This is a genomic window from Pseudoalteromonas sp. APC 3355 (assembly GCF_030407615.1).
GTDB classification, from domain to species: Bacteria; Pseudomonadota; Gammaproteobacteria; order Enterobacterales; family Alteromonadaceae; genus Pseudoalteromonas; species Pseudoalteromonas distincta.
In genome coordinates this window covers 14,160-26,054 of record NZ_JASDDB010000002.1, presented here as the reverse complement: position 1 = coordinate 26,054, position 11,895 = coordinate 14,160, and the positions used below count along the sequence as shown (strand labels likewise).

Annotated in this window: 15 protein-coding genes; 12 read left to right on the top strand and 3 right to left on the bottom strand. The window is 39.5% G+C overall.

Annotated elements, in window-relative coordinates:
• Positions 1 to 2: 2 nt before the first annotated feature.
• The 3 genes from mlaD to QMA08_RS03350 are packed head-to-tail and all read right to left on the bottom strand — an operon-like array spanning position 3 to position 2,159.
• The gene (mlaD, locus tag QMA08_RS03360; protein ID WP_290173702.1) at positions 3 to 551 is read right to left on the bottom strand and encodes an outer membrane lipid asymmetry maintenance protein MlaD; all 549 of its coding nucleotides are present in this window, start codon (positions 549 to 551) and stop codon (positions 3 to 5) included.
• Positions 552 to 564: 13 nt separating this feature from the next.
• The gene (gene mlaE, locus QMA08_RS03355; protein WP_002957949.1) at positions 565 to 1,344 is read right to left on the bottom strand and encodes a lipid asymmetry maintenance ABC transporter permease subunit MlaE; all 780 of its coding nucleotides are present in this window, start codon (positions 1,342 to 1,344) and stop codon (positions 565 to 567) included.
• Positions 1,344 to 2,159 carry an ATP-binding cassette domain-containing protein gene (locus tag QMA08_RS03350; protein ID WP_080945050.1) on the bottom strand — a complete coding sequence of 272 codons (816 nt, stop codon included), beginning with the start codon at positions 2,157 to 2,159 and terminating at the stop codon, positions 1,344 to 1,346. The genes mlaE and QMA08_RS03350 overlap by 1 nt, the downstream gene beginning before the upstream one ends.
• A gap of 255 nt (positions 2,160 to 2,414) precedes the next feature.
• On the opposite strand from QMA08_RS03350, the gene QMA08_RS03345 reads away from it, so the two are divergent.
• The 12 genes from QMA08_RS03345 (at position 2,415) to mgtE (ending at position 11,727) form a co-directional block, all read left to right on the top strand.
• Positions 2,415 to 3,383 (top strand): calcium/sodium antiporter, encoded by a 969-nt coding sequence (locus QMA08_RS03345; RefSeq protein ID WP_002957947.1) that lies wholly within the window; start codon positions 2,415 to 2,417, stop codon positions 3,381 to 3,383.
• A gap of 3 nt (positions 3,384 to 3,386) precedes the next feature.
• Positions 3,387 to 4,358 (top strand): KpsF/GutQ family sugar-phosphate isomerase, encoded by a 972-nt coding sequence (locus QMA08_RS03340; protein WP_138489995.1) that lies wholly within the window; start codon positions 3,387 to 3,389, stop codon positions 4,356 to 4,358.
• A complete protein-coding gene (gene kdsC / locus QMA08_RS03335; RefSeq protein ID WP_007580311.1) occupies positions 4,359 to 4,910 on the top strand; it encodes a 3-deoxy-manno-octulosonate-8-phosphatase KdsC in 552 nt (183 codons plus the stop codon).
• Positions 4,907 to 5,461 (top strand): LPS export ABC transporter periplasmic protein LptC, encoded by a 555-nt coding sequence (lptC, locus tag QMA08_RS03330; RefSeq protein WP_024606357.1) that lies wholly within the window; start codon positions 4,907 to 4,909, stop codon positions 5,459 to 5,461. Before kdsC ends, lptC begins: the two co-directional genes overlap by 4 nt.
• Positions 5,451 to 5,996 carry a lipopolysaccharide transport periplasmic protein LptA gene (gene lptA, locus QMA08_RS03325; protein ID WP_290173701.1) on the top strand — a complete coding sequence of 182 codons (546 nt, stop codon included), beginning with the start codon at positions 5,451 to 5,453 and terminating at the stop codon, positions 5,994 to 5,996. Before lptC ends, lptA begins: the two co-directional genes overlap by 11 nt.
• Positions 5,993 to 6,718 carry an LPS export ABC transporter ATP-binding protein gene (gene lptB, locus QMA08_RS03320; RefSeq protein WP_002957942.1) on the top strand — a complete coding sequence of 242 codons (726 nt, stop codon included), beginning with the start codon at positions 5,993 to 5,995 and terminating at the stop codon, positions 6,716 to 6,718. The genes lptA and lptB overlap by 4 nt, the downstream gene beginning before the upstream one ends.
• A 69-nt stretch (positions 6,719 to 6,787) precedes the next feature.
• The gene (locus QMA08_RS03315; protein ID WP_002957941.1) at positions 6,788 to 8,287 is read left to right on the top strand and encodes an RNA polymerase factor sigma-54; all 1,500 of its coding nucleotides are present in this window, start codon (positions 6,788 to 6,790) and stop codon (positions 8,285 to 8,287) included.
• Between the two features lie 26 nt (positions 8,288 to 8,313).
• Complete coding sequence (hpf, locus tag QMA08_RS03310) at positions 8,314 to 8,601, top strand: ribosome hibernation promoting factor (protein WP_007580301.1); 288 nt, start codon at positions 8,314 to 8,316, stop codon at positions 8,599 to 8,601.
• A 4-nt stretch (positions 8,602 to 8,605) separates the two neighbouring features.
• Entirely contained in the window at positions 8,606 to 9,058 is a 453-nt protein-coding gene (gene ptsN / locus QMA08_RS03305; RefSeq protein ID WP_024595797.1) for a PTS IIA-like nitrogen regulatory protein PtsN, read from the top strand.
• Between the two features lie 18 nt (positions 9,059 to 9,076).
• Positions 9,077 to 9,922 carry an RNase adapter RapZ gene (gene rapZ, locus QMA08_RS03300; protein ID WP_002957938.1) on the top strand — a complete coding sequence of 282 codons (846 nt, stop codon included), beginning with the start codon at positions 9,077 to 9,079 and terminating at the stop codon, positions 9,920 to 9,922.
• Between the two features lie 42 nt (positions 9,923 to 9,964).
• A complete protein-coding gene (locus QMA08_RS03295; RefSeq protein ID WP_002957937.1) occupies positions 9,965 to 10,237 on the top strand; it encodes an HPr family phosphocarrier protein in 273 nt (90 codons plus the stop codon).
• Positions 10,238 to 10,368: 131 nt separating this feature from the next.
• Complete coding sequence (mgtE, locus tag QMA08_RS03290) at positions 10,369 to 11,727, top strand: magnesium transporter (protein WP_002957935.1); 1,359 nt, start codon at positions 10,369 to 10,371, stop codon at positions 11,725 to 11,727.
• Positions 11,728 to 11,895 lie beyond the last annotated feature (168 nt).

Genomic DNA, 11,895 nt, shown 5'->3' with positions numbered 1-11,895 from the left:
AATTACTCACTACCTTGGTTGAATAAAAACTGCCCGATTAATTCTTCAAGTACAATGGCAGACTTAGTATCAGTGATTGAATCGCCATCACCTAGTGCCTTGCTTTCCACACCGAATAAATCGTCAATTGCTTCATCTTGCTTGTTTTCTGTCACTGTTTCGCCTAAACAACGTTGCTTAGCAGAATCTGGAGAAATTATAGGGTGAATACCCAAGTACTGCTCACCTAAAATACCCGACGTTAAAATAGAGATTGAGCTTGTGTCTGAAAAACGACATAAGTACTGTGCGTCAATGGTCATATTAACGACTGGTAAAAACTCTTGTGGGTGAACATAAATTGATTCAACACGACCAATTACAACACCACCTACTTTTACCGGCGCACGCGCTTTTAACGAGCCGATGTTTTCAAACTTGGCATTAAGCGTATATGTTTCGCCAGAGCCACTAATACCTGAATTGGCAACTTTAAGTGCAAGCATCGCAAAAGCTAAAATGCCAAGTGCTACAAAAAAACCAACTAAAATTTCTAATTTCCGTGAATTCATTATCTATACCCTATTAGCTGGTAAACATTACCGCTGTCAAAATAAAGTCAAAACCTAAAACTGCTAATGACGAATGAACAACCGTTTCGGTGGTTGCTTTGCTGATCCCTTCTGAGGTCGGCACACAGTCATATCCTTTATAAAGCGCAATCCAGGTCACCACTATGGCAAATACAAAACTTTTAATAATACCGTTTAGTATGTCTTGCTGAAACGACACTTGCGATTGCATGATTGACCAAAAACTACCTGTATCAACCCCCAGCCAATCTACACCCACTAAATGAGCGCCTATAATTGCTACAGCTGAAAATATCAATGCAAGCAATGGCATGCTTATAAAACCCGCCCAAAAGCGCGGTGCAATAATACGTTTTAGCGGATCGATTGCCATCATCTCAAGTGATGAAAGTTGCTCTGTTGCTTTCATTAAGCCAATTTCAGCGGTCAAAGCGCTACCTGCGCGTCCTGCAAATAGTAATGCAGTAACAACCGGGCCCAACTCTCGCAATAAACTCAGTGCCACTAACGGCCCTAAACTATCCTCAGCGCCATAACCAACTAATACGGTGTAACCTTGTAGAGCCAACACCATGCCGATAAACAAACCCGACACCATAATAATGAGTAACGATTGCGAACCAACCATATAGAGCTGGCGAACAAGTAACGGGGTGCCTTTTTTAAAATTAGGAACATGCGCTAATGCACTAAACAGCATATAAGCAGAACGGCCAAGAGCCGCAAAACGTCCTAGCGTTTTATGCCCTAGCTTTTGAAATAAATCCAACATTATGCTTTTTCTCCAAGTAGTTCGTCTGCATAAGCCTGAGCCGGAAAATGAAATGGTACAGGACCATCCGACAAGCCTTTTAAAAACTGTTGAACTAAAGGAGATTCATGATTACGCATTTCATCTGGAGTACCAGAACCAATTACCCCTTGATCGGCGATAATTATAACGTGTTCGGCAATACTCATTACCTCTGTTACATCGTGCGTCACGATTAAAGACGATAAACCTAATACTTCGTTAAGCGATTTAATTAGCTTAACCAATACGCCCATCGAAATAGGATCTTGTCCTGCAAATGGTTCATCGTACATGATTAGCTCTGGATCAAGTGCTATAGCGCGTGCAAGTGCGGCACGTCTTGCCATACCGCCAGACAACTCAGATGGCATTAAATCTTTAGCACCACGTAGTCCAACCGCTTGCAATTTCATTAACACAACTAATCGAATCAGGTCTTCACTTAGCTTTGTGTGCTCTCTTATAGGAAACGCGATATTGTCAAATACCGACATATCAGTAAACAACGCACCACTTTGAAAAAGCATACTCATTTTAGTACGTGCTTCGTATAACTCTTTACGAGACATTTTAGGAATGCTGCCACCTTCAAATAAAATATCACCTGAATCTGGTTTAAGCTGACCACCAATTAAACGCAACATAGTGGTTTTGCCAATTCCGCTTGGCCCCATAATCGCAGTAATTTTACCTTTAGGAACGCTAAAACTCATATTTTTATATATGGTTCTATTGCCTCTCGAAAAGCTAACATCCTTGACTTCTACTATTGATTGCGACAAGTCGCTCTCCATAAAAATGTTCACTAGTGCCCCTATTTTAAAGCTTTTTTGTCAAAGATGGAAAAAACAATTCGTAAGATTTTGTAATACACCCATGAAAAGGATTATAAGACTCGCTCAAAACAGCTTAACCCCGGCTTAAATTTTTAAATTAGCTGTTTAAAAGCAACATTGTTACCTAGTTGACCTTACTCTTTTATTTATACTTTCATCTTGGCTTTTGTTACTATTCGCGCCATCCGTATTTTGTATAACTGGCTTAACACAATGGTTACCTCGTTTGTTATTTTAATTCTTGGTTTTGCAGCTCTTGTTTGGAGTGCCGATAGGTTTGTTTATGGGGCTGCGGCTCTTGCTAAAAACTTTGGTGTACCTACACTTATTGTTGGTTTGACCGTTGTAGCCATGGGCTCTTCAGCCCCTGAAATGATGGTTTCAGCCTCTGCCGCTCTGGCTAACAAAACCGACACAGCGGTTGGCAATGCTGTTGGCTCTAATATTACAAACATTTTACTTGTGTTAGGTATCACTGCTCTATTTCGCCCTCTTTCAGTTTCATCTAGTACGTTAAAACGTGAAATGCCATTAGTTATGCTCGTATCTTTAGCTACTTGGTATGTGTTCTCAGATAACTACTTTTCATTTAGTGAAGGTGTTGCGCTTTTAGTTGGCTTTATCGTATTCATCGGTGGGTTAATTATTGTATCTATGCGTGCAAAAAACCAAGATGACCCATTTGTCTCAGAAGCCTGCGACGATGTACCAAACGATGTACCTACTAAAAAAGCGGTATTTTGGTTAATTGTCGGCATGATACTCCTGCCGGTTAGTTCTCATTTTTTAATCGGCTCAGCTGTTGATATTGCTAAATACTTCGGCTTAAGCGACTTAGTCATTGGTTTAACAATTATTGCCATTGGTACTAGCTTGCCTGAACTTGCCGCCTCGGTTGCAGGTGTACTTAAAAATGAAGATGATTTAGCACTAGGTAATATTGTTGGCTCAAACATATTTAATATTTTAGCTGTATTACCTCTAGCAGGTATTATTAATCCTTCAGCAATTGATCCATCGTTAGTAAGCCGAGATATATTAATTATGATTGGTGCAACACTTGCTCTTATTATTATGTCATTGAACTTTAGAGGCACCCAGCGTATCAATAGAGTAGAAGGCGGCTTATTGCTAATAGCGTTTTTGGGTTACCAAGGGTATATTTTTAGTCAAGTAGGGTAAATGATGGCAACGCTAAACTTTATTGAACAAGGCCTTCGCGTTTTAGATGTTGAACGCCAAGCACTTAGTGATATTGCACAATATGTAGATGAAAATTTTCATAACGCGTGCCAATTAATGTACGACTGTGAAGGCCGTATTATTGTTATTGGCATGGGAAAATCAGGCCATATTGGCAATAAAATAGCGGCAACCCTTGCAAGCACTGGCAGCCCTGCGTTTTTTGTTCATCCTGGTGAAGCAAGTCATGGTGATTTAGGTATGATCACTAAAAATGACGTGGTTATGCTTATTTCTAATTCAGGGGAAACCAGCGAAGTTTTAAATATCATTCCGGTTTTAAAACGACTTGGTGCCAAAATGATAGCGATGACTGGCAATACGCAATCAACCATGGCGGCCCTTGCTAATGTACATGTGTGCATTAAAGTAGAAAAAGAAGCCTGTTCATTGGGTCTAGCCCCTACATCAAGTACCACTGCAACGCTTGCGATGGGCGATGCCATGGCAGTTGCATTATTAGAAGCTCGCGGCTTTACAGCTGATGACTTCGCGCTATCTCACCCAGGTGGTAGTTTAGGCAAGCGCTTATTACTTACTTTAAAAGATGTTATGCACAGCGGCGCAAATACACCTATTATTGATGTTTCACAAACAGTTAAAGATGCCCTAATAGAAATGTCAGCTAAAGGGTTAGGTATGACAGCCATTGTTGATGAAAATCAGCAACTCGTAGGGTTATTTACCGATGGTGACTTACGTCGTATTTTAGAGCAAAGAATTGACATTCATACAACACAAATAGATGTTGTTATGACTAAGTCATGCACTACAGCTACACAAGATATTTTAGCCGCTGAAGCGCTCAATATTATGGAACGTAAACGTATAAATGGCCTAATCGTCGTCAATGAGAAAAACCAACCTATTGGCGCATTAAATATGCAAGACCTATTAAAAGCAGGAGTGTTATAAATGCAATTTGAAGAACTCTATCAACCGCTGAGCGATGATGCAAAAGCACGCGCTAAAAAAGTAAAACTACTTATATGCGATATTGATGGTGTATTTTCTGATGGCCGTATTTACCTTGGCAATCAAGGTGAAGAGCTAAAAGCATTTAATACAAAAGATGGTTTTGGCATTAAAGCACTTATAAACAGTGGCTTTGAAGTAGCTGTTATTACTGGTCGTCATTCACAGATAGTACAACAACGTATGAGCAGCTTAACCGTACAGCATATTTATCAAGGCCAAGAAAATAAGCTCATTGCCTATCAAGAATTAAAAGATAAACTCAACCTTAGCGATGAACAAATTGCTTATATTGGTGATGACGGTCCTGACATGCCTGTTATGGAGTTAGTAGGCTTTGCCGTTGCAGTAAATGATGCCCACCCACTTATTAAGCGTTTGTCACACTATGTAACGCAAATGCCTGGTGGTTTTGGTGCTGTGAGAGAGCTCACCGATTTGCTCATGCTTGAAAATGGTAAAGCATTGACTACACAAGGCACTAGTTCATGAATGCAGCGCGCATAATATTAAGCGTTTTATTCATTAGCTGTATGGTTTGGCTTTGGTACCCTTATTTTACACAAACAAATATTGTGCCTCAGGCTGAGCCAGAAGTTATTGCTAAGCCTGATTACATAGCTATTGAGCTCAAACAGACAGCATATGATGAGCAAGGTAAAATTAGCCACAAAGTCACTGCGGCTAAAATGGAGCTATACCAGCAATTAGGTTTCACGTTTTTCGAAAAACCCATTTTTACTTTATATAACGAACAACAAACGTGGCAAATAAATGCAGACGAAGCAACATTATACGAAGATAAACAATTAATTTTAGAAGGTAATGTGGTTGCCAAAAATTTAACCGATAACGCCATGATAGACAAAATCAATGCTGATAATATTCAGGTAGATATAAAGCTATTAACAATGCGTTCGGAGCAACCCGTCATTATCACTGGACCCAATTTAAAAATCACTGGTAAAGGCCTAGAGGCCGACTTAAAAACCGAAGTGATAAAACTAATTAACCATACGCGAACCATATATTATGACCAATAAAATATTAAAATCACTGATAATTCCTACACTTATACTAGCGTTTAATAGTAGTGCTGCAGAGCAAAACACGCAACCTGCTGCCAATCAAATTTCAATAAGTGCCGACAAGCAAGAAGGTCAATTGAAAGCTAATGTGGGTATTTTTGAGAAAAACGTTGAGATAATTCACGGTGATCGCCGCATTACAGCCGATCGCCTAGAAGTACACAAACGTGATGAACTTGGTGATAATAAACAATTATTAATTGCCACAGGTAGCCCTGCGCACTTTGAAGAAAAGCAATCAGACGGCACGACTATGAGCGCCAGTGCTGACGAAGTACGTTATGATGTATCTAAGCGTTTTTTAACGCTTGTTGGTAATGCACAAGTATCGCAAGCCGGACAAAAAATAAATGCTAAAAGCATTACCTACGACATAGAGCAGCAGCTCATCAGTGCCGAAAAAGATGAAAACTCAACTGACCGCGTTCACACAATTTTAGTACCGATCGAAACTAAAAAAAGTAAAAAAGGCGATAAAGGTCAACCATGAGCACATTAAAAGCAGAACTATTGGCAAAAAGCTATAAAGGTCGTGAAGTTGTAAAAAACGTCGGCCTTGAAGTACAAGCTGGCAGTATAGTTGGCTTACTTGGCCCTAACGGTGCTGGTAAAACAACGACTTTTTATATGATTGTAGGGCTTGTTCCTAGCGACAAAGGTAAAATATCTATTGATGATAACGATATTACTCTTTTACCTATGCATAGTCGTGCTAGATTAGGCATAGGCTACTTACCGCAAGAGTCATCAATTTTTAGAAAGCTGACTGTTTATCAAAACTTAATGGCCATTTTAGAAACGCGCAAAGAACTAAATAAACAAGCCAGAGAAGACACGCTCAATAACTTATTAGATGAATTTAGCATACAACACATTCGTGATAGCCAAGGTATGGCATTGTCGGGTGGAGAACGTCGTCGTGTAGAAATAGCACGAGCGCTGGCAGCAGATCCTAAATTTATACTACTGGATGAACCGTTTGCCGGTGTTGACCCTATTTCGGTATTAGATATAAAGAAAATAATAGAACATCTTAAAAATCGTGGGATTGGTGTATTAATTACCGACCATAACGTAAGAGAGACCCTTGATGTTTGTGAAAAAGCCTACATTGTTTCTCATGGGGAGCTGATTGCATCAGGTACTCCAGAACACGTATTAAATGATAAAACAGTACGCGATGTTTACTTAGGCGAGCAATTTAGGCTGTAACATTTACGCCATGTCTTTAAGCATCTGCTAGTATTAATTATAACAACATAAAAGGATTGTTAGAGATACATGAGGCAATCACTACAGCTGCGCATGGGCCAGCAACTTACAATGACTCCACAGTTGCAACAAGCTATTCGTTTGTTGCAACTCAGTACATTGGATCTCCAGCAAGAAATACAAGAAGCTCTCGACAGTAATCCACTATTAGAGGTTGAAGAGGCAGACTATTCTGAAGACGCTGCTGGTAAAAACGAGCAAAAAGCTGATACCGATGACATAACTGTTAGCGCATCTGCTGATGATGCTCCGAGCGAATACGAACAAGATACTGGTGAAGCACTTGCAAAAGACACGCTAAGTGACGACATGGCTATGGATGTTAGTTGGGATGAGTACATGAGTGCCGCTCCTGCAGCCTCATCAGGTCCAATGCCTGAAGACGAATCAATATACCAAGGCGCCTCTACTGAAACGCTCCATGAGTATTTAATGTGGCAATTACAACTAACACCATTTAGCCCTACCGATGAAGCCATCGCTATTGCGATTGTAGAAGCCGTCGATGATTCAGGTATTTTAACTCTCAGTTGCGAAGAAATTTTAGAAAGCTTTAATCAAGAAAACGAAGATGATAACGAAGTTGAACTTGATGAAATTGAAGCGGTATTAAAACGCATCCAACTGTTTGATCCTGTTGGTATTGCTGCACGTAGTTTACAAGAGTGTTTGTGTATTCAGCTTAATCAATTTGATAAAGAAACACCTTACATTAATGAAACGAAAATGATTTTAACCGAGCATATTGATCTATTAGCAGCTCGCGACTATCGTACATTAATGAAAAAAACTAAGCTCAAAGAAGAAGAGCTTAAAGAAGTAATGACACTAATACATACTCTCAACCCAAAACCTGCAGATACTATTGTAAGGGAAGAATCTGAGTATGTTATTCCTGATGTGTCAGTTAAAAAAATTAAAGGCCGCTGGGTTGTTGAATTAAACCCAGATAGCATGCCTAAAATTCGTGTTAATAGCCAATACGCGGCAATGTCTCGCACTGTAAAATCAAGTGGCGACAGCCAGTTTATTCGCTCACATTTACAAGAAGCTAAATGGTTTATTAAAAGCTTAGAAAGTAGAAACGACACGCTATTAAAAGTTACTAATTGTATTGTTAAGCAACAACAAGGCTTTTTTGAACATGGCCCTGAAGCCATGAAACCAATGGTTTTAAATGATGTCGCTGAAATGGTAGAAATGCACGAATCGACAATTTCACGCGTAACTACTCAAAAGTACATGCATACACCCCGTGGTATATTTGAGCTTAAATACTTTTTCTCAAGCCATGTAAGTACTGAAAACGGTGGTGAATGTTCATCTACAGCAATACGTGCGCTTATCCGAAAATTAATCGCAGCAGAAAACTCAGCAAAACCATTGAGTGATAGCAAAATAGCGGATATATTGGCTGAGCAAGGAATTAAAGTAGCAAGACGTACAATCGCAAAATACCGCGAATCTCTTGCTATTCCACCGTCAAATCAGCGTAAAAGTCTGATTTAAGACGCTAAACTAAGAGGGTAATGCTTATGCAACTAAACTTAACTGGTCGTCACGTAGAATTAACCGATTCACTAAGAGACTATATTAATACTAAATTTGCGAAGCTTGAAAGACACTCTGATCATATAAATAATGTTCATGTCATTCTCGATGTAGAAAAATTAAATCAAAAAGCAGAAGCCACAATACACGTAAGCGGTGCTGAGCTATTTGCCTCTACAGAACATCAAGATATGTATGCCGCTATTGACTCGTTGATCGACAAGCTCGATCGCCAAGTAATCAAACACAAAGAGAAGCTTGCTCGACACTAATATGATGAAATTAAGTTCACTTATATGCCAGGACTGCAGCAAAGCTGCGGTCCTTTTTAATAGCAAAAAAAGAATTTTAGAGTTCATTAGCGAACTTGCTCACGACAAACTTCCGTATTTACCGCAACAAGATATTCTTAATGCTTTAATGAGCAGAGAGAAATTAGGTAGTACAGGTATAGGACGTGGCATTGCTATTCCTCATGGAAGAATGAGCGGTGCAGAAGAGCCTTTGGCTTTAGTGCTCGTTAGCGAAACTCCAATAAACTTTGATGCAATCGATAATCGCCCTGTTGATATTTTTGTCGCACTCATCGTACCAGATGGCGATAACCAGCAGCACTTAAAGACTCTAGCAACCATTGCTGATAAACTAAACAACAAAGATTTTTGTAAACAGTTACGCAGTGCAAAATCTGATACTGAGCTTTACCAAGTTATTGTCGATCAATCATAGTTTTATAAAGGGTGTTAAATGGAGTTAATTATCATAAGCGGCCGTTCTGGTTCTGGCAAGTCGGTTGCTTTGCGCGTTGTAGAAGATTTAGGTTATTATTGCGTTGATAATATTCCAGTAAACCTACTACCTTCATTAGTTCGCAGTGTGTCTGATAGCTACGATAAAATTGCTGTTAGCATTGATGTGCGCAACATCCCTAAAGAACAAGATGAATTTAACGATATTCTTGAATACTTGCCTGGCTTTGCAAACCCTACGTTGTTTTATTTAGATAGCGACGATCAGACATTGATCAAACGCTTTTCAGAAACACGCAGATTACACCCACTATCAATAGACTCGTTGCCGCTTGATTTAGCCATCAAAAAAGAAAAAGAATTACTTGATGTATTAACCACTCGCGCCGACTTTATGATAGATACGACTGATTTAAGTGTTCATCAACTCGCTGAATCTATTCGTGAAAAGATTTTAGGTAAAAAAGATAAGCAACTGATTGTCACATTTGAATCATTTGGTTTTAAACACGGTATACCAAAAGAAGCAGACTACGTATTTGATGCACGCTTTTTACCAAATCCACACTGGGAACCAGAGTTGAAGCCTTTAAATGGGTTAGATCAACCGGTTAAAGACTATTTAGCTAATCACAGCATAGTGCAAAAATTCACATGGCAAATTCAAACATTTGTACAAACGTGGTTACCGCATTTAGAAAGAAATAACCGCAGTTATTTAACCATTGCTATTGGGTGTACAGGCGGGCAACATCGCTCTGTGTATTTAGCGCAAACTATCGGTGAAAGTTTTGCAATGACACATCCCAATGTAAAAATTCGCCATCGCGAGCAAGAAAAATAATATAGCTGAATAATCACCTGTTCAGCTTAGGTAGAGTAAGTTATGCATTGTGAAGATACCTTTTTAATAAAAAACAAATTAGGCTTACACGCCAGAGCAGCTACTGTGCTTGCGCAATTAGCAGTACAATTTGATGCTACAATCACATTATTCCAAGATGACAAAGAAGCCGCAGGCGATAGCGTACTTGCATTAATGTTACTTGAAAGTAGCCAAGGAAAAGAAGTTAAAGTTGTTTGTAAAGGCCCTGATTCTGAGCAAGCTTTACACGCTGTTGGAGAATTAATAGCACAACGCTTTAATGAACAAGAATAACCTGTTTTATAAAAACAATATTCGCATTACTAATGCTTCAATTAAGACAGATATATAAAATAAATAGGTTAGTAACGCCAGTTAACTCACCTCCCCCCATAAAGTAATATAACAATTTATAAAGGACGCCAATGCCAGAAGCTTTTGAACAAGATTACCCACTACAACAACTAAAACAGGTGACGAAGTCACTCAATAGTGGTCAATTTGTTCAAGTTAGGCGCATGCTCGCAAAAACGGCTCCTTGTGATACCGCATTATTATTAGAATCATCACCGCATAAAATTCGCCGACTGCTTTGGCAATTGGTCGATCCTGATGTGCAGGGTGATGTTCTTGAAGAATTATCTGAAGATGTTCGTTTAGGCATTATTGCCCAAATGGAACCTAAGCACATTGCCGCCGCAACTGAAGATATGGGCCACGATGACTTAGGTGAAGTATTACGTAGCCTGCCAGATACCGTCTATAAAGACGTTGTTAGCGCGATGGACATTCAAGACCGTGAACGTGCCACGCAAGCACTGTCATATCAAGAGCGTTCAGCTGGTGCGCTAATGAACACCGATACGGTGACCATTCGCCCTGATGTAACACTCGATGTTGTACTTCGTTATATTAGGCTGCGTGGTGAGCTACCAGAGGGTACAGATGATTTATATGTTGTTGATAAACATAACTGCTTTATAGGCGCTTTATCGCTGAGTACATTATTAACTAATCCGCCAGAAAAAATTGTCCGCGATTTAATGGATGAAGATTGTGAGTCTATCCCAATCTCAATGGATGAAAGTGAAGTAGCGCAATTATTTGAGCGTCATAATTGGATATCGGCCCCTGTGGTGGACGATAACGACCAACTCCTCGGTCGTGTTACTATCGATGACATCGTTGATGTAATCCGAGAAGATGCCGAGCATAGCTTATTAAGCCTAGCCGGTCTTGATGATGAAGAGGATACATTCGCGCCTGTACTAAAAAGCTCTAAAAAACGCTCAGTTTGGCTAGGAGTTAATTTACTAACCGCACTTGCTGCTGCTTTTGTAGCTAGCTTTTTTGAAGGCACTTTAGATGTGCTCCCTATTTTGGCTGTGCTTAACGGTATTGTCCCTTCTATGGGTGGTGTTGCTGGTAGCCAATCATTAACGCTTGTTATCCGTGGTATTGCTGTAGGTCATATAAACCAAACAAACCAACGTTTCTTGATGATGAAAGAACTGGCCATTGGCGCGCTAAACGGTATTTTATGGTCACTATTAATTGCGGGTGTTATTGCGCTATGGCAGTGGGACTTTATGCTTGGTGGCGTACTTGCCTTCGCTATGTTTATGAACTTAGTGGTGGCAGGTGTTGCTGGTGCAAGTATTCCAATAATTCTTAAAAGAATGAATATAGACCCTGCTCTTGCAGGGAGTGTGGTGCTAACCACGGTGACAGATATTGTTGGTATATTCGCCTTTTTAGGTACTGCTACATGGTTGCTGATATAAATTAAACGCTTTAAATGTAAAAACTACAGTAAAAATACTTAGGGTAAATCAGTAGCTATGGCAACGGATACCAAACATAAAAATGACATACCTAAAAAAACGCTAAAACAAAAAAGCGTATCCATATTAAAAAGTGTACTGGTATATGGCTCTATATTTTTTGTCATT

What these genes read in the sequence shown, in the direction of transcription:
- mlaE (WP_002957949.1), bottom strand. Translation starts at nt 1,344, where the DNA reads ATGTTGGATTTATTTCAAAAGCTAGGGCATAAAACGCTAGGACGTTTT.
- QMA08_RS03315 (WP_002957941.1), top strand. Translation starts at nt 6,788, where the DNA reads ATGAGGCAATCACTACAGCTGCGCATGGGCCAGCAACTTACAATGACT.
- mlaD (WP_290173702.1), bottom strand. Translation starts at nt 551, where the DNA reads ATGAATTCACGGAAATTAGAAATTTTAGTTGGTTTTTTTGTAGCACTT.
- lptB (WP_002957942.1), top strand. Translation starts at nt 5,993, where the DNA reads ATGAGCACATTAAAAGCAGAACTATTGGCAAAAAGCTATAAAGGTCGT.
- QMA08_RS03340 (WP_138489995.1), top strand. Translation starts at nt 3,387, where the DNA reads ATGGCAACGCTAAACTTTATTGAACAAGGCCTTCGCGTTTTAGATGTT.
- QMA08_RS03350 (WP_080945050.1), bottom strand. Translation starts at nt 2,159, where the DNA reads ATGGAGAGCGACTTGTCGCAATCAATAGTAGAAGTCAAGGATGTTAGC.
- lptA (WP_290173701.1), top strand. Translation starts at nt 5,451, where the DNA reads ATGACCAATAAAATATTAAAATCACTGATAATTCCTACACTTATACTA.
- ptsN (WP_024595797.1), top strand. Translation starts at nt 8,606, where the DNA reads ATGAAATTAAGTTCACTTATATGCCAGGACTGCAGCAAAGCTGCGGTC.
- hpf (WP_007580301.1), top strand. Translation starts at nt 8,314, where the DNA reads ATGCAACTAAACTTAACTGGTCGTCACGTAGAATTAACCGATTCACTA.
- kdsC (WP_007580311.1), top strand. Translation starts at nt 4,359, where the DNA reads ATGCAATTTGAAGAACTCTATCAACCGCTGAGCGATGATGCAAAAGCA.
- QMA08_RS03295 (WP_002957937.1), top strand. Translation starts at nt 9,965, where the DNA reads ATGCATTGTGAAGATACCTTTTTAATAAAAAACAAATTAGGCTTACAC.
- mgtE (WP_002957935.1), top strand. Translation starts at nt 10,369, where the DNA reads ATGCCAGAAGCTTTTGAACAAGATTACCCACTACAACAACTAAAACAG.
- rapZ (WP_002957938.1), top strand. Translation starts at nt 9,077, where the DNA reads ATGGAGTTAATTATCATAAGCGGCCGTTCTGGTTCTGGCAAGTCGGTT.
- QMA08_RS03345 (WP_002957947.1), top strand. Translation starts at nt 2,415, where the DNA reads ATGGTTACCTCGTTTGTTATTTTAATTCTTGGTTTTGCAGCTCTTGTT.
- lptC (WP_024606357.1), top strand. Translation starts at nt 4,907, where the DNA reads ATGAATGCAGCGCGCATAATATTAAGCGTTTTATTCATTAGCTGTATG.